We start from the raw sequence: 16,166 nt of genomic DNA, 5'->3' as shown, positions 1-16,166 counted from the left end.
ACAACGTGAAGATGGTGGTGTCCCTGATCCACCCGATCGCGATGGACGAAGGCCTGCGTTTCGCCATCCGCGAAGGCGGCCGCACCGTCGGCGCCGGCGTGGTGGCCAAGGTCATCAAGTAAGCTGTACACTGGGAAGTCGCCCGCAGTGCGGGTCGCAGGGATCCAGGGGTAGGGCGGCCAAGGCCTTCTTACCCCCGGACGGCGCCGAAAGGCGCCACCTTGCGGCGGCAAGGCGAGCGACTTCACCCATTTTTTGAATACGCCAGTAGCTCAATTGGCAGAGCAGCGGTCTCCAAAACCGCAGGTTGGGGGTTCGAGTCCCTCCTGGCGTGCCATCTTCCCGAGGATCTACGACGGGTGGTGGATGGCATACGGACCTTAGCCGGTCGATGCCTCTCTCATCCGATCACGTCGCATGAATACGAAGGCAGAACAGACCAAGGGCGTTAACGCCGCCGATGTTGGCAAGCTGGTACTGGCAGTGCTGGTGCTGGCTGCCGGCGTTTTCGCCTACTCGTGGTTCGGCACTGACGGCTCGATCCCGCAGTCGGTCCGACTGCTGGGCGTGCTGGCCGCGCTGGCCGTGTCGCTCGCGATCGGTGCGTTTACCGCGCCGGGTCGCCGCGTGCGCGCGTTCCTCGGTGAATCCCAGTTTGAATTGCGCAAGGTGGTCTGGCCCACTCGCGACGAGACGCTCAAGACGACCGGCATCATCATGGTCGTCGTGATCATCCTCTCGCTGCTGTTGGGCCTGATCGATCTGATCCTGAAGTCGGTCGTGCTCGACTGGCTGCTCAAGCTAGGTACATGAGGTGAAAGCATGAGCAAGCGTTGGTATGTGGTGCACGCCTATTCGGGCTTCGAGAACCAGGTGAAGCGTTCGCTCGACGAGCGAATCCGCCGCGCCGGCATGGAAGAGAAGTTCGGCGAAGTGCTGGTGCCGACCGAAGAGGTCATCGAGATGCGTGGCGGCCAGAAGCGCCGCAGCGAGCGCAAGTTCTTCCCGGGTTACGTTCTCGTGCAGATCGAGACGGATACCGAGGGCAAGGCACCGCGCATCGACGACGAGTGCTGGCATCTGGTCAAGGAAACCCCGAAGGTCATGGGTTTCATTGGCGGCACGGCCGATCGTCCGTTGCCGATCCGCGACAGCGAGGCCGACGCCATCCTCAGCCGCGTCCGCGAGGGCGTCGAAAAGCCCCGTCCCAAGGTGCTGTTCGAGCCGGGCGAGATGGTCCGCGTCACCGACGGCCCGTTCAACGACTTCAACGGCGTGGTCGAGGAAGTCAATTACGAAAAGAGCCGCCTGCGCGTCGCGGTGCTCATTTTCGGTCGCTCGACCCCGGTCGAGCTGGAGTTTGGCCAGGTCGAGAAGGCCTGATCGGCTCCCGGGCAAGCCTCGGCATGGGGCTTGCTTAAAACTTGATCAGTCTCTAAACTACGCGGTTCACGCCGGAGCCTTTTGGTTCGGCGTGTCCGTGTTTCCGAGGTCCGCAGGACGGCTGGCCTTCCTCTATCCATGGATGAAGTACTGCGAGGAGCCGCAAGGCGCCTGAACTCGCGAGGAAAATGCAATGGCAAAGAAAGTCACAGGTTATATCAAGCTGCAGGTCAAGGCCGGCCAGGCCAATCCGTCGCCGCCGGTGGGTCCCGCCCTCGGTCAGCGCGGCCTGAACATCATGGAATTCTGCAAGGCGTTCAATGCCGCCACGCAGAAGATGGAGCCGGGTCTGCCGATTCCGGTCATCATCACGGCCTATTCCGACCGTAGCTTCACCTTCATCACCAAGACCCCGCCGGCCAGCATTCTGATCAAGAAGGCCACCGGCGTCGCCAAGGGCTCGCCCAAGCCGAACACCGACAAGGTCGGCAAGATCACCCGCAAGCAGTTGGAAGACATTGCGAAGCAGAAGGAGCCGGATCTCACGGCTGCTGATCTGGACGCTGCCGTGCGCACCATCGCTGGTAGCGCGCGCAGCATGGGCTTGGTGGTGGAGGGTTAAGACATGGCAAAGCTCACGAAGCGTTTGAAGGCGGCCCAGGCCGCAGTGCAGCCGGGCAAGCTCTATGGCCTGGAAGAAGCCCTGAACATCGTCAAGAACAACGCCAAGGCGAAGTTCGCCGAGTCCGTGGACGTCGCCGTCCGCCTCGGCATCGATGCCAAGAAGTCCGACCAGGGCGTGCGTGGCTCCTCGCTGCTGCCGCACGGCACCGGCAAGACCGTCAAGGTCGCCGTGTTCGTGCCGGCCGGTGAGAAGGCCGAGGCTGCCAAGGCCGCCGGTGCCGACGCCGTCGGCATGGACGACCTGGCCGAGCGCATGCAGGCTGGCGAACTCGACTTCGGTCGCGTGATCGCCACGCCGGACGCGATGCGCGTGGTCGGCAAGCTCGGCCAGCTGCTCGGTCCCCGTGGCCTGATGCCGAACCCGAAGGACGGCTCGGTCACCGCCGACGTCGCCACGGCCGTCAAGAACGCCAAGGCCGGTCAGGTCAAGTTCCGCAACGACAAGGCGGGCATCATCCACGCCACCATCGGCAAGGCCAGCTTCGACGCTGCCCAGCTCGCCGACAACCTGAACACCCTGGTTGCCGACCTGCTGAAGGCCAAGCCGTCGACGGCCAAGGGTCAGTACCTGCAGAAGGTCGCCCTGTCCAGCACGATGGGCGTGGGCGTGCCGGTCGATACCTCGTCGCTGACGATCTCGACCAAGTAAAGCATCAAGTCCCGTGCCGGCATGAGCTGGCACGGGCACGTTTTTGAGGGCAGCCCCGGTCTCAGGCCGGAGTCGCCGTCAAAGACCGCAGGCGCGATCAGCGCACGACGACGACGAGCAGGGAGCTCGTGTTGGCATGGAATCGCCGTCGCCGTTAGCGGGGTCGCTTAATCGGGTCCGGGTCCGGATCCGGCCTGCGTAGATGGTGTCGCCCCTTCTGGAATTGTTTGACCTGTTCTGGAAAGGCCACCACCCGGGACTTTGCGTCCCCGACGTCACGGATGGCGTCGCTCAGGACCGCAAGCGGCAGGAGCCGTGAGCGGATTTCATAGTGGAGGAGTGATATGGCTCTGAATCTCTCTCAGAAGCAAGAAGTAGTCGCCGAACTGGCAGAAGTTGCCGCCAAGGCGCACTCCCTGGTCGCTGCCGAGTATGCGGGCACCACGGTCGAACAAATGACCGCGATGCGCAAGAAGGCCCGTGAATCCGGTGTGTTCTTGAAGGTTGTCAAGAACACGCTCGCTTCGCGCGCCGTGGTGGGTACCGAGTTCGAGGTCGTCAAGGACGCCCTGACCGGCCCGCTGCTGTACGCATTCTCGACCGAGGAGCCCGGCGCTGCCGGTCGCCTGATCAAGGAATTCGCCAAGGGCAACGACAAGCTGAAGGCGAAAATCGTCTCGGTGGAAGGCAAGTTGCTGCCGGCCGCGCACGTCGACGTGCTGGCCTCGCTGCCGACCCGCGAACAGGCGCTGGCCATGCTGGCCCGCGTGCTGGCCGAGCCCGCTTCGATGTTCGCCCGCGTCGTCAAGGCCGTGGCCGACAAGCAGGGTGGTGGCGAAGTCGCCGCCGAAGCCCCGGCTGAAGCCGAGCCCGCCTAAGTTCGCCGTCTACTCAATTCGAATTAATTTCCAGAGGTAAATGAAAATGTCCCTGACCAACGAACAGATCGTTGAAGCCGTCGCCGCCAAGTCGCTGATGGAAGTGATGGACCTGGTGAAGGCCATCGAAGAGAAGTTTGGCGTGACCGCCGCCGCCCCGGTGATGGTTGCCGCTGGCCCGGCCGCTGCCGGCCCGGCTGCTGAAGAGCAGACCGAATTCGACGTTATCCTGAAGAGCGCCGGCGACAAGAAGGTCGACGTGATCAAGGCCGTCCGCGCCATCACGGGCCTGGGCCTGAAGGAAGCGAAGGACCTGACCGAAGCCGGTGGCGTCGTGAAGGAAGCCGCTTCGAAGGAAGACGCTGCGAAGTTCAAGAAGGACCTCGAAGCTGCAGGCGCCACGGTCGAACTGAAGTAATCGGCGCTCTTGCGCGCCGTCAGTTTGATCCAGCGTCAAGCAAGCCTGGGGACGTAAGTCCCCGGGCTTTGCCTGTTACAGGAATTCGCGCGGGAAGTCGCGGCCTGTAACGACCAGGTGTCATCTTTTGGGTTCGTGTTTTACGCATCGGGAAGTCAGCACTGAAAGGCCTGCAGATCACCGCCGACCTTTGATTTATGCCTTTTTGATGCAGCGACGGGCAGGGCAGCACATCTTGTCCGTCGATGGCAGACACAGCTTTCACAATTCAGCCGGTGTGTGCACCACCGGCGTCACTGCGAACCGAGGCGGTACCCACCATGACCTACTCGTTTACCGAGAAGAAGCGCATCCGCAAGGATTTCGGCAAGCGTCCCCCTGTATTGGGCGTGCCGAACCTGCTGACCATCCAGACCGATTCCTATCGCGAGTTCCTGCAGGAGCACGTCGCTCCCAAGCAGCGCGACGAAAAGGGTCTCCACGCCGCGCTGAAGTCGGTGTTCCCGATTGCCAGCTATTCGGGCAACGCCGCGCTTGAGTATGTCGACTATCGCCTGGGCGAGCCCGCCTTTGACGAACGCGAATGCCGCAACCGTGGCATGACCTTCGGCGCGCCGCTGCGCGTGACCGTGCGCCTGGTCATCTACGACAAGGACAGCCCGGCCTCCAAGAAGGCCGTCAAGTACGTGAAGGAACAGGAAGTCTACATGGGCGAAATTCCGCTCATGACCGACACCGGCACCTTCATCATCAACGGCACCGAGCGCGTCATCGTCTCGCAGCTGCATCGTTCGCCGGGCGTGTTCTTCGATCACGACCGCGGCAAGACGCACAGCTCGGGCAAGCTGCTGTTCTCGGCCCGCGTCATTCCTTACCGTGGTTCGTGGCTCGACTTCGAGTTCGACCCGAAGGATGCGCTGTTCACCCGCATCGACCGTCGCCGCAAGCTGCCGGTGACGGTGCTGCTGCGCGCGCTCGGCTACAACAACGTCGAGATGCTCGATACCTTCTTCGAGCACAACGTGTTCCACCTGGGCAAGAAGGGTGGCACCACGCTCGAACTGGTCGCCGAGCGCCTGCGTGGCGAAACGCTGAGCTTCGACCTGACCATCGGTGACAAGGTGCTGGTGGAAGCCGGCAAGCGCATCACCGCGCGCCACGTGCGCCAGCTCGCCGCCGAAAACATCACCGCGCTGGAAGTGCCGGACGACTACCCGGTCGGCCGCATCCTGGCCACCGATATCGTCGACAGCAAGACCGGCGAACTGCTGGCCTCGGCCAACGACGAAATCACCGCTGAGCAGCTCGAGAACTTCCGCAAGGCGGGCATCGAAGTGGTGCCGACGCTGTACGTGAACGACCTCGATCGCGGCGCGTACATCTCGCACACCCTGCGCATCGACAACACCAAGACGCAGCTCGAAGCGCTGGTGGAAATCTACCGCATGATGCGCCCGGGCGAGCCGCCGACCAAGGACGCCGCGCAAAACCTGTTCTACAACCTGTTCTTCACCTTCGACCGCTACGACCTGTCGGGCGTGGGTCGCATGAAGTTCAACCGTCGCGTCGGCCGCCAGGAGATCGTCGGTCCGGGCGTGCTGTACGACCACAAGTACTTCGCCGAGCGCAAGGAAGAAGAGGCGCAGGCCCTGGTCAAGTCGCAGGGCGTCACCTCGGACATCCTCGAAGTGCTCAAGGTGCTCATCGACATCAAGAACGGTCATGGCACCGTCGATGACATCGACCACCTGGGCAACCGTCGCGTGCGTTCGGTCGGCGAAATGGCCGAGAACACCTTCCGCATCGGCCTGGTGCGCGTCGAGCGCGCCGTGCGCGAGCGCCTGAGCCTGGCCGAGTCCGAGGGCCTGACGCCGCAGGAACTGATCAACGCCAAGCCGGTCGCGGCGGCGGTGAAGGAGTTCTTCGGCTCCTCGCAGCTCAGCCAGTTCATGGACCAGAACAACCCGCTGTCGGAAGTGACGCACAAGCGTCGCGTCTCGGCACTGGGCCCGGGCGGCCTGACCCGCGAGCGCGCCGGCTTCGAAGTGCGCGACGTGCATCCGACCCATTACGGCCGCGTCTGCACCATCGAAACGCCGGAAGGCCCGAACATCGGCCTGATCAACTCGCTGGCCGTGTACGCCCGCACCAACGCGTATGGCTTCCTCGAGACGCCGTACCGCAAGGTCGTGGGCGGCAAGGTCACCAACACGGTGGACTACCTGTCGGCCATCGAGGAAGGCGACCACGTCATTGCGCAGGCGAACTCGCCGCTCAAGGACGGTGCCTTCGTCGAAGACTTCGTGTCCTGCCGCTTCCGTGGCGAGTCCGAGCTGCGCCCCGCCTCCGAAGTCGACTACATGGACGTCTCGCCCATGCAGACGGTGTCGGTGGCAGCCGCCCTCGTGCCGTTCCTGGAGCACGATGACGCGAACCGCGCACTGATGGGCGCGAACATGCAGCGCCAGGCCGTGCCGACCCTGCGTTCGCAGACCCCGCTGGTGGGTACCGGCATCGAGCGCGCCGTGGCGCGTGACTCGGGCGTCATCACCACCGCCAAGCGCGGCGGCGTGATCGACCAGGTCGATGCGGCCCGTATCGTGGTGCGCGTGAACGAGGAAGAGGTCGGCGACAACGACGCCGGCGTCGACATCTACACGCTGACCAAGTACACCCGTTCCAACCAGAACACCAACCTCAACCAGCGCCCGCTGGTGAACGTGGGTGACATCGTGGCGAAGGGCGACACGCTGGCCGACGGTTCGTCGACCGACCTGGGCGAGCTCGCGCTCGGCCAGAACATGCTGATCGCCTTCATGCCGTGGAACGGCTACAACTTCGAAGACTCGATCCTGCTCTCCGAGCGCGTCGTGCAGGAAGACCGCTACACCTCGATCCACATCGAGGAGCTGTCGTGCATCGCGCGTGACACCAAGCTGGGCGCCGAGGAAATCACCGCCGACATCCCGAACGTGGGTGAGCAGGCGCTGGCTCGCCTCGACGAATCCGGCATCGTGTACATCGGTGCGGAAGTGAAGGCCGGCGACATCATGGTCGGCAAGGTCACGCCCAAGGGCGAGAGCCAGCTCACGCCGGAAGAGAAGCTGCTGCGCGCGATCTTCGGCGAGAAGGCGTCCGACGTGAAGGACAGCTCGCTGCGCGTGCCGCCGGGCATGGACGGCACCGTCATCGACGTGCAGGTGTTCACCCGCGACGGCATCGAGAAGGACAAGCGCGCCAAGCAGATCGAGGAAATGGAAATCAAGCGTATCCGCAAGGACCTTGATGACCAGTTCCGCATCCTCGAGGGCGCCATCTACAACCGCATGCGCACCCAGCTCGTCGGCAAGTCCGCGATGAGCGGCCCGGGTGGCCTCAAGCGCGGCGTGGAAATCACCGACGCCTACCTCGACGGCCTGAAGAAGGACGACTGGTTCAAGATCAACGTCAAGGAAGAGGACGTCACCGAGTTCCTCGAGCGTGCCGCCGACCAGATCAAGCGCCACAAGGAAGAGTTCGACAAGCGCTTCAAGGAGAAGCAGGGCAAGATCACCCAGGGCGACGACCTCGCGCCGGGCGTGCTCAAGATGGTCAAGGTGTTCCTGGCCGTTAAGCGCCGCATCCAGCCGGGCGACAAGATGGCTGGTCGCCACGGCAACAAGGGTGTGGTGTCGAACGTGGTGCCGGTGGAGGACATGCCGTTCTCCGCCGACGGTACCCCGGTGGACATCGTGCTGAACCCGCTGGGCGTGCCTTCGCGTATGAACATCGGCCAGATTCTGGAAGTGCATCTGGGCTGGGCCGCCAAGGGCCTCGGCAAGAAAATCCAGAAGATGATCGAGGCGCAGGCCAAGGTGGCGCAGATCCGCGAGTTCCTCGACCAGATCTACAACCACCACGTGGCCGGTGCCGTGCAGCACGTCGACCTGAAGTCGCTGACGGATGAGGAAATCATCACGCTGGCGAACAATCTCCAGGAAGGCGTGCCGATGGCCACCCCGGTGTTCGACGGTGCCGAGGAAACCGAGATCAAGGCGATGCTGAAGCTGGCCGATCTGCCGGAGTCGGGCCAGACCGTGCTGTTCGACGGTCGTACCGGCGAGGCGTTCGATCGCCCGGTGACGGTCGGTTACATGCACTACCTGAAGCTGAACCACCTGGTCGACGACAAGATGCACGCGCGTTCGACCGGTCCGTACTCGCTCGTCACCCAGCAGCCGCTGGGCGGCAAGGCGCAGTTCGGTGGCCAGCGCTTCGGCGAAATGGAAGTCTGGGCGCTGGAAGCCTACGGCGCGGCCTACACCCTGCAGGAAATGTTGACGGTGAAGTCCGATGACGTGCAGGGCCGCAACCAGATGTACAAGAACATCGTCGACGGTAACCACGAAATGGCGGCGGGCATGCCGGAATCCTTCAACGTGTTGGTGAAGGAAATCCGCTCGCTCGGTATCGACATTGATCTGGAAGAAGTGAAGTGAGTTGAGGCGGAGGCGAGGAGCGAACCGTCGTTCCTCGTACTCCCGACTACCGATTCTCCATTCCCTATTCCCGATCTTCGGAGACATCCATGAAAGACTTGCTCAATCTGTTCAATCAGCAGCGCACCGCGCCTGACTTCGATGCGATCAAGATCGCCCTGGCTTCGCCGGAGCTGATCCGCTCGTGGTCGTATGGCGAAGTGAAGAAGCCTGAGACGATCAACTACCGCACCTTCAAGCCCGAGCGTGACGGCCTGTTCTGCGCCGCCATCTTCGGTCCGGTGAAGGACTACGAGTGCCTGTGCGGCAAGTACAAGCGCATGAAGCACCGCGGCGTGGTCTGCGAGAAGTGCGGCACGGAAGTGACGCTGGCCAAGGTGCGCCGCGAGCGCATGGGCCACATCGAGCTGGCCAGCCCGACCGCGCACATCTGGTTCCTCAAGTCGCTGCCCTCGCGCATCGGCCTGATGCTGGACATGACCCTGCGCGACATCGAGCGCATCCTGTACTTCGAAGCCTTCGTGGTGATCGATCCAGGTCTGACCGCGCTCGAGCGCGGCCAGCTGCTCAGCGAAGACCAGTACCTGGAAGCCGTCGAAGAGCACGGTGACGAGTTCGACGCCCGCATGGGTGCCGAGGCCGTCTACGAGCTGCTCAAGTCGCTCGACCTGCCGGGCGAAGTGATTCGCCTGAAGGAAGAGATCGGCTCGACCAACTCCGAGACCAAGCTCAAGCGCCTCACCAAGCGCGTGAAGCTGATCGAGGCGTTCCTCGAGTCGGGCAACCGTCCGGAATGGATGGTGCTGACCGTGCTGCCGGTGCTGCCGCCGGACCTGCGTCCGCTGGTCCCGCTGGACGGTGGCCGCTTCGCCACGTCCGACCTCAATGACCTGTACCGTCGCGTCATCAACCGCAACAACCGCCTGCGTCGCCTGCTCGAACTCAATGCGCCCGACATCATCGTGCGCAATGAAAAGCGCATGCTGCAGGAGTCGGTTGACGCGTTGCTCGACAACGGCCGTCGCGGTCGTGCCATCACCGGCACGAACAAGCGCGCGCTGAAGTCGCTGGCCGACATGATCAAGGGCAAGCAGGGCCGCTTCCGCCAGAACCTGCTCGGCAAGCGCGTGGACTACTCCGGTCGTTCGGTGATCGTGGTCGGTCCGACCCTGCGCCTGCACCAGTGCGGCCTGCCGAAGAAGATGGCGCTTGAGCTGTTCAAGCCCTTCATCTTCGCCAAGCTGCAGGCCCGCGGCGAAGCCACCACCATCAAGGCCGCCAAGAAGCTGGTCGAGCGCGAAGAAGGCCAGGTCTGGGACATCCTCGAAGAGGTGATCCGCGAGCATCCCGTGATGCTCAACCGTGCGCCGACGCTGCATCGCCTCGGCATCCAGGCGTTCGAGCCGAAGCTGATCGAAGGCAAGGCCATCCAGCTGCATCCGCTCGTCTGTACGGCGTTCAACGCCGACTTCGACGGTGACCAGATGGCGGTGCACGTGCCGCTGTCGATCGAGGCGCAGCTCGAAGCGCGCGCCCTGATGATGGCGACCAACAACATCCTGTCGCCCGCCAACGGCGAGCCGATCATCGTGCCGACCCAGGACGTGGTGCTGGGCCTGTACTACATGACCCGCGAGCTGGTGAACGCCAAGGGCAACGGCATGGTGTTCTCGGGCATCGGCGAAGTTCGCCGCGCCTACGACAACCGTGCCGTGCAGCTGCACGCCAAGGTCAAGGTGCGCATCAAGCAGGTGAACATCGACGAGGAGGGCAACCGCACCTCCGAGACCTCGCTGGTCGATACCACCGTGGGTCGCGCGCTGCTGCTCGAGATCATGCCGGAAGGCCTGCCGTTCGCGCTGGCCAACACCGAGCTGACCAAGAAGAACATCTCGCGCCTGATCAACGCCTGCTACCGTCGCCTGGGCCTGAAGGACACCGTGGTGTTCGCGGACCACCTGATGTACACGGGCTTCCGCTTCGCCACCCGCGCCGGCATCTCCATCGGCATCGATGACATGATCATCCCCGCCGAGAAGAAGCCGATCCTGGAAGAGGCCGAGAAGGAAGTGGTCGAGATCCAGGAGCAGTACCAGTCGGGCCTGGTCACCGCCGGCGAGCGCTACAACAAGGTGGTCGACATCTGGTCGCGCACCAACGAGCTCGTGGCCAAGGCGATGATCGACGGTATCGGTACCGAAAAGGTGACCGATGCCGAGGGCAAGACGGTCAACCAGAAGTCGATGAACTCGCTGTACATCATGGCCGACTCCGGCGCCCGTGGTTCGGTGGCGCAGATTCGCCAGCTGGCCGGCATGCGCGGCCTGATGGCCCGCCCGGACGGCTCGATCATCGAGACGCCCATCAAGGCGAACTTCCGCGAAGGCCTGAACGTCCTGCAGTACTTCAACTCCACCCACGGTGCCCGTAAGGGCCTGGCGGATACGGCGCTGAAGACGGCGAACTCCGGTTACCTGACCCGTCGTCTCGTCGACGTGGCGCAGGACGTGGTGATCACCTCGACCGATTGCGGTACCGAGGACGGCGTCATCATGCAGCCGATCGTCGAAGGCGGTGACGTGGTCGAGCCGTTGCGCGAGCGCGTGCTGGGCCGCGTGGCGGTCGAGGACGTGTACGCACCGGGCGACGACGATCAGCCGATCGTGACGCGCGACACCCTGCTGGACGAAGCCCTGGTCGAGAAGCTCGACAAGGCCGGCGTGCAGTCGATCAAGGTGCGTTCGCCGATCACCTGTGCCGCCAACCACGGCGTTTGCGCGCTGTGCTACGGCCGCGACCTGGCCCGTGGCCACCTGGTGAACATGGGCGAGGCCGTGGGCGTGGTTGCCGCGCAGTCGATCGGCGAGCCGGGTACCCAGCTGACCATGCGTACGTTCCACATCGGTGGTGCGGCTTCGCGTGCGGCGGCGGTGGACAACGTGACGGTGAAGACCACCGGCACGCTGAAGTTCAACAATCTCAAGACCGTGCACCACAACCAGGGTCACCTGGTGGCGGTGTCGCGTTCGGGCGAAGTGAGCGTCATCGACGCGAACGGCCGCGAGCGTGAGCGTTACAAGGTGCCTTACGGCGCCACCATCGCGGTCAAGGACGGCGATCCGGTCAAGGCCGGCCAGGCCGTGGCCAACTGGGATCCGCATACCCATCCGATCGTGTCGGAAGTGGCCGGTACCGTGCGCTTCATCGACTTCATCGATGGCGTCACCGTGCAGAGCCAGACCGACGAACTGACCGGCCTGGAGTCGGCGGTGGTGACCGATCCGAAGCGCCGTGGTACGGCTGCCAAGGACCTGCGCCCGATCGTGCGCCTGGAAGACGCCAAGGGTCGCGAGCTGAAGCTGCCGGGCACCGACGTGCCGGCGCAGTACATGCTCCCGGCCGGTGCCATCGTGTCGATCCAGAACGGCGTGCAGGTGGGCGTGGGTGACGTGGTCGCCCGTATCCCGCAGGAAACGTCGAAGACCCGCGACATCACGGGTGGTCTGCCGCGCGTGGCTGACCTGTTCGAGGCACGCAAGCCGAAGGAACCGGCGATCCTGGCCGAGCGTTCGGGTGTGATCAGCTTCGGCAAGGACACCAAGGGCAAGCAGCGCCTGATCATCAAGGACGTGGACGGCAACGAGCACGAAGAGCTGATTCCCAAGTGGCGCCAGGTCATCGTGTTCGAAGGCGAGCACGTGGAGAAGGGCGAAACCGTGGTGGACGGCGAGCCCAGCCCGCACGACATCCTGCGCCTGCTGGGTGTCGAGCCGCTGGCCGCCTACCTGGTCAAGGAAATCCAGGACGTCTACCGTCTGCAGGGCGTGAAGATCAACGACAAGCACATCGAAGCGATCATTCGCCAGATGCTGCGCAAGGTCGAGATCACCGACCCGGGCGAGAGCCACTACCTGCGCGGCGAGCAGGTCGAGCGTGTCCGCATCAATGGCGAGAACGACCGCGCCATTGCCCGCGGCGAGCGCCCGGCCGAGTACCAGTCGGTGCTGCTGGGTATCACCAAGGCCTCGCTGGCCACGGAATCCTTCATCTCGGCCGCTTCCTTCCAGGAAACGACCCGGGTCCTGACGGAAGCCGCGGTGCGTGGCACGCGCGATACCTTGCGTGGCCTGAAGGAAAATGTTATTGTCGGCCGTCTAATTCCGGCGGGTACGGGTCTGGCGTATCACGCGCAGCGTCATCGCCAGGGCGGTCTTACTGCCTCGGAGCTCGAAACCCTTTCCGGCTCCGCTTCTTCGGCCTCCTTCGCGGAAGCCACCACGGGTAGCGACATTGGTGTGGAGTAAGCCCTTCGCGGGCGTTACTCGCTGACATACGAAATGAGGCGCAGGGACTGCGCCTCGTGTTCGGGCTATGGATGGCAGGGCGTCAGCTTGTCTGTGACAGGCTGCCCATGTTAAATTCCCGCTTCTTGGCAGACCGAGCCGGTTCGGTCTGCCTTTATGTTTCTCAGGAACAGCTTCGCATGACGACAGTCAACCAGTTGGTTCGCAAATCCCGTAGCCCGAAGACGTACAAGAGTGCTTCGCCGGCTTTGCAGAACAGCCCGCAGCGCCGTGGCGTCTGCACGCGTGTCTACACGACCACCCCGAAAAAGCCGAACTCGGCGCTGCGTAAGGTTGCCAAGGTGCGCCTGACGAACGGCTACGAAGTCATCAGCTACATCGGTGGCGAAGGTCACAACCTGCAGGAGCACTCGGTGGTGCTGATCCGCGGCGGTCGCGTCAAGGATCTCCCGGGTGTGCGTTACCACACGGTGCGCGGCAGCCTTGACTGCGCCGGCGTCACCAAGCGCCGCCAGTCGCGCTCCAAGTACGGCGCCAAGCGCCCGAAGTCCTGATCTCTAGGAAATAAATCATGTCGCGTAAAGGTTCACATCCCGCCCGTCTGATCCTGCCGGATCCCAAGCACGGCAGCCAGCTCATCGCCCGTTTCATCAACATGGTGATGAAGAGCGGCAAGAAGTCGGTCGCCGAAAGCATCGTCTACGGCGCCCTGGCCCATCTGGGCGAAAAGAACGCCGAGCCGGTTCAGCTCGTCGAGAAGGCCCTGAACAACATCGCCCCGGCGGTCGAGGTGAAGTCCCGTCGTGTCGGCGGCGCCACCTACCAGGTGCCGGTCGAAGTGCGTCCGGGTCGCCGTATGGCACTGGCCATGCGCTGGGCCATCGACTCCGCCCGCAAGCGCGGCGAGACCTCGATGCCGCGCAAGCTGGCCGCCGAGCTGCTCGAGGCTTCGGAGAATCGCGGTGGCGCGATCAAGAAGCGCGAAGAGACGCACCGCATGGCAGAAGCCAACAAGGCCTTCTCGCATTACCGCTGGTAAGCAGTAGTTCGCTTAAAGCAAGCACTTTTAGAGGTTAAGACCGTGGCACGCACCACTCCTATCGAGCGCTACCGCAACTTCGGCATCATGGCTCACATCGATGCCGGCAAGACCACCACCACGGAGCGCATCCTGTTCTACACCGGCGTCAGTCACAAGATTGGCGAGGTGCACGACGGTGCGGCAACGATGGACTGGATGGAGCAGGAGCAGGAGCGCGGCATCACCATTACGTCGGCGGCAACGACGGCGTTCTGGAAGGGCATGGATCGTTCCCTGCCTGAGCACCGCTTCAACATCATCGACACCCCAGGCCACGTGGACTTCACCATCGAAGTGGAGCGTTCGCTGCGCGTGCTCGACGGTGCGGTGTTCGTGCTCTGCGCCGTGGGTGGTGTGCAGCCGCAGTCCGAAACCGTCTGGCGCCAGGCCAACAAGTACAAGGTGCCGCGCCTTGCGTTCGTCAACAAGATGGACCGCACTGGCGCGAACTTCTACAAGGTCGTGGACCAGCTGAAGGCTCGCCTGGGTGCCAACCCGGTGCCGATGCAGGTGCCGATCGGCGCCGAAGAGAACTTCGACGGCGTGGTCGACCTGCTCAAGATGAAGGCGATCATCTGGGACATGGAGTCCCAGGGCATGAAGTTCGAGTACCAGGACATCCCGGCCAACCTTGCCGACAAGGCTGCCGAGGCTCGTAGCTACATGGTCGAGTCCGCCGCGGAAGCCACCGAAGAGCTGATGAACAAGTACCTGGAAGAGGGCGACCTTTCCGAGGAAGAGATCATCGGCGGCCTGCGCGCGCGCACCCTGTCCAGCGAAATCATCCCGGTCTTCTGCGGCACCGCGTTCAAGAACAAGGGCGTGCAGGCCATGCTCGACGCCGTGGTGAACCTGCTGCCGTCGCCGATCGACCGCCCGCCGGTGGCTGGCGTCGACGAGGACGAGAAGGAAGCGACCCGCAAGGCCGACGATGCCGCGCCGTTCTCCGCGCTTGCGTTCAAGATCATGACCGATCCGTTCGTCGGTTCGCTCACGTTCTTCCGCGTCTATTCGGGCACGCTGAACGCTGGCGACCAGGTGTACAACCCGGTCAAGTCCAAGAAGGAGCGCATCGGCCGCATCCTGCAGATGCACGCGAACGAGCGTCATGAACTGAAGGAAGTCCGCGCTGGCGACATCGCCGCGGCGGTCGGCCTGAAGGACGTGACGACCGGTGACACGCTGTGCGCGCAGGATCACATCATCACCCTGGAGCGCATGACGTTCCCGGAGCCGGTGATCTCGATGGCGGTGGAGCCGAAGACCAAGTCGGACCAGGAAAAGATGGGTATCGCCCTCGGCCGTCTGGCTGCGGAAGATCCGTCGTTCCGCGTCCGTACGGACGAAGAGTCGGGCCAGACCATCATCTCGGGCATGGGCGAGCTTCACCTGGACATCCTGGTGGACCGCATGAAGCGCGAGTTCAACGTCGAGGCCAACGTCGGCAAGCCGCAGGTGGCCTACCGCGAAACGATCCGCAGCCTGGACGTGAAGTCGGACTACAAGCACGCCAAGCAGTCGGGCGGTAAGGGTCAGTACGGTCACGTGGTGATCGAGCTGTCGCCGATGAACGAGGAAGACCGCAAGAACCCGGCCGTCAAGGACGATTTCCTGTTCATCAACGACATCACCGGTGGCGTGATTCCGAAGGAATTCATCCCGTCGGTCGAAAAGGGCCTGCGCGAAACCATCACCAGCGGCCCGCTGGCCGGCTTCCCGGTGGTTGGCGTGAAGGTCAAGCTGGTGTTCGGTTCGTACCACGACGTCGACTCGTCGGAAATGGCGTTCAAGCTCGCCGCTTCGATGGCGTTCAAGCAGGGCTTTGCCAAGGCATCGCCGGTTCTGCTCGAGCCGATCATGAAGGTCGAGGTGGTGACGCCGGAAGACTACGTCGGTGACGTGATGGGCGATCTGAGCCGTCGTCGCGGCCTGCTCCAGGGCCAGGACGACACCCCGTCGGGCAAGACCATCAATGCGATGGTGCCGCTGGGTGAGATGTTCGGTTATGCGACGACGATTCGTTCGCTGACCCAGGGTCGCGCCACCTTCACGATGGAATTCGACCATTACGCCGAAGCGCCGAACAACATCGCTGAGCAGGTCATGAAGAAGGCCTGATAAGGCTTTCTTCCCTACAACATACCGTTCTTTTCTAGAGGTTTAGAGTCATGGCAAAGGGTAAATTCGAACGCACCAAGCCGCACGTCAACGTCGGCACGATTGGTCACGTGGACCACGGCAAGACGACGCTGACGGCCGCGCTGACGAAGGTTGGCGCCGAGCGTTTCGGT

General features: G+C 63.4%; 13 protein-coding genes and 1 tRNA gene. All 14 read left to right on the top strand.

Translation table 11 applies throughout. From position 1 onward, the window contains the following. A partial coding sequence (locus ACXU4B_RS18030; RefSeq protein WP_458910916.1) for an EF-Tu C-terminal domain-related protein occupies positions 1 to 122 on the top strand: 122 nt, incomplete at its 5' end. Between the two features lie 139 nt (positions 123 to 261). Next, a tRNA-Trp gene (locus tag ACXU4B_RS18025) sits at positions 262 to 337 on the top strand. Between the two features lie 80 nt (positions 338 to 417). Beyond that, positions 418 to 813 carry a preprotein translocase subunit SecE gene (gene secE / locus ACXU4B_RS18020; RefSeq protein ID WP_131413574.1) on the top strand — a complete coding sequence of 132 codons (396 nt, stop codon included), beginning with the start codon at positions 418 to 420 and terminating at the stop codon, positions 811 to 813. A 9-nt stretch (positions 814 to 822) separates the two neighbouring features. Continuing rightward, positions 823 to 1,383, top strand: a complete 561-nt coding sequence (gene nusG / locus ACXU4B_RS18015; protein ID WP_131413573.1) for a transcription termination/antitermination protein NusG — start codon at positions 823 to 825, stop codon at positions 1,381 to 1,383. A 193-nt stretch (positions 1,384 to 1,576) separates the two neighbouring features. Next, positions 1,577 to 2,005 carry a 50S ribosomal protein L11 gene (gene rplK, locus ACXU4B_RS18010; RefSeq protein WP_131413571.1) on the top strand — a complete coding sequence of 143 codons (429 nt, stop codon included), beginning with the start codon at positions 1,577 to 1,579 and terminating at the stop codon, positions 2,003 to 2,005. A 3-nt stretch (positions 2,006 to 2,008) separates the two neighbouring features. Continuing rightward, positions 2,009 to 2,716, top strand: coding sequence for a 50S ribosomal protein L1 (gene rplA, locus ACXU4B_RS18005; protein ID WP_131413569.1), 708 nt, complete (start codon positions 2,009 to 2,011; stop codon positions 2,714 to 2,716). Positions 2,717 to 3,060: 344 nt separating this feature from the next. Then, complete coding sequence (gene rplJ, locus ACXU4B_RS18000) at positions 3,061 to 3,594, top strand: 50S ribosomal protein L10 (protein WP_131413567.1); 534 nt, start codon at positions 3,061 to 3,063, stop codon at positions 3,592 to 3,594. A 46-nt stretch (positions 3,595 to 3,640) separates the two neighbouring features. Continuing rightward, on the top strand, positions 3,641 to 4,012 hold the full coding sequence (gene rplL / locus ACXU4B_RS17995) for a 50S ribosomal protein L7/L12 (RefSeq protein ID WP_131413565.1): 372 nt from the start codon (positions 3,641 to 3,643) through the stop codon (positions 4,010 to 4,012). A gap of 320 nt (positions 4,013 to 4,332) precedes the next feature. Continuing rightward, complete coding sequence (gene rpoB / locus ACXU4B_RS17990; protein ID WP_131413563.1) at positions 4,333 to 8,490, top strand: DNA-directed RNA polymerase subunit beta; 4,158 nt, start codon at positions 4,333 to 4,335, stop codon at positions 8,488 to 8,490. 89 nt (positions 8,491 to 8,579) lie between these two features. Further along, positions 8,580 to 12,794 (top strand): DNA-directed RNA polymerase subunit beta', encoded by a 4,215-nt coding sequence (gene rpoC / locus ACXU4B_RS17985; RefSeq protein ID WP_131413562.1) that lies wholly within the window; start codon positions 8,580 to 8,582, stop codon positions 12,792 to 12,794. A gap of 179 nt (positions 12,795 to 12,973) precedes the next feature. After that, entirely contained in the window at positions 12,974 to 13,348 is a 375-nt protein-coding gene (gene rpsL / locus ACXU4B_RS17980) for a 30S ribosomal protein S12 (RefSeq protein WP_019464011.1), read from the top strand. 17 nt (positions 13,349 to 13,365) lie between these two features. Then, the gene (rpsG, locus tag ACXU4B_RS17975) at positions 13,366 to 13,833 is read left to right on the top strand and encodes a 30S ribosomal protein S7 (protein ID WP_102305037.1); all 468 of its coding nucleotides are present in this window, start codon (positions 13,366 to 13,368) and stop codon (positions 13,831 to 13,833) included. A 42-nt stretch (positions 13,834 to 13,875) separates the two neighbouring features. Further along, entirely contained in the window at positions 13,876 to 15,993 is a 2,118-nt protein-coding gene (gene fusA, locus ACXU4B_RS17970) for an elongation factor G (RefSeq protein ID WP_131413560.1), read from the top strand. Positions 15,994 to 16,043: 50 nt separating this feature from the next. Further along, on the top strand, positions 16,044 to 16,166 hold a 123-nt coding region (locus ACXU4B_RS17965), incomplete at its 3' end, for a GTP-binding protein (protein WP_415253061.1).

Source organism: Dyella soli (assembly GCF_054482295.1).
The sequence above is the reverse complement of the archived record's forward strand: the minus strand, read 5'-3'. Positions and strand labels throughout refer to the sequence as shown.

Coding starts and splice junctions, on each gene's coding strand:
- secE (WP_131413574.1), top strand. CDS start 418: ATGAATACGAAGGCAGAACAGACCAAGGGCGTTAACGCCGCCGATGTT.
- nusG (WP_131413573.1), top strand. CDS start 823: ATGAGCAAGCGTTGGTATGTGGTGCACGCCTATTCGGGCTTCGAGAAC.
- rplK (WP_131413571.1), top strand. CDS start 1,577: ATGGCAAAGAAAGTCACAGGTTATATCAAGCTGCAGGTCAAGGCCGGC.
- rplA (WP_131413569.1), top strand. CDS start 2,009: ATGGCAAAGCTCACGAAGCGTTTGAAGGCGGCCCAGGCCGCAGTGCAG.
- rplJ (WP_131413567.1), top strand. CDS start 3,061: ATGGCTCTGAATCTCTCTCAGAAGCAAGAAGTAGTCGCCGAACTGGCA.
- rplL (WP_131413565.1), top strand. CDS start 3,641: ATGTCCCTGACCAACGAACAGATCGTTGAAGCCGTCGCCGCCAAGTCG.
- rpoB (WP_131413563.1), top strand. CDS start 4,333: ATGACCTACTCGTTTACCGAGAAGAAGCGCATCCGCAAGGATTTCGGC.
- rpoC (WP_131413562.1), top strand. CDS start 8,580: ATGAAAGACTTGCTCAATCTGTTCAATCAGCAGCGCACCGCGCCTGAC.
- rpsL (WP_019464011.1), top strand. CDS start 12,974: ATGACGACAGTCAACCAGTTGGTTCGCAAATCCCGTAGCCCGAAGACG.
- rpsG (WP_102305037.1), top strand. CDS start 13,366: ATGTCGCGTAAAGGTTCACATCCCGCCCGTCTGATCCTGCCGGATCCC.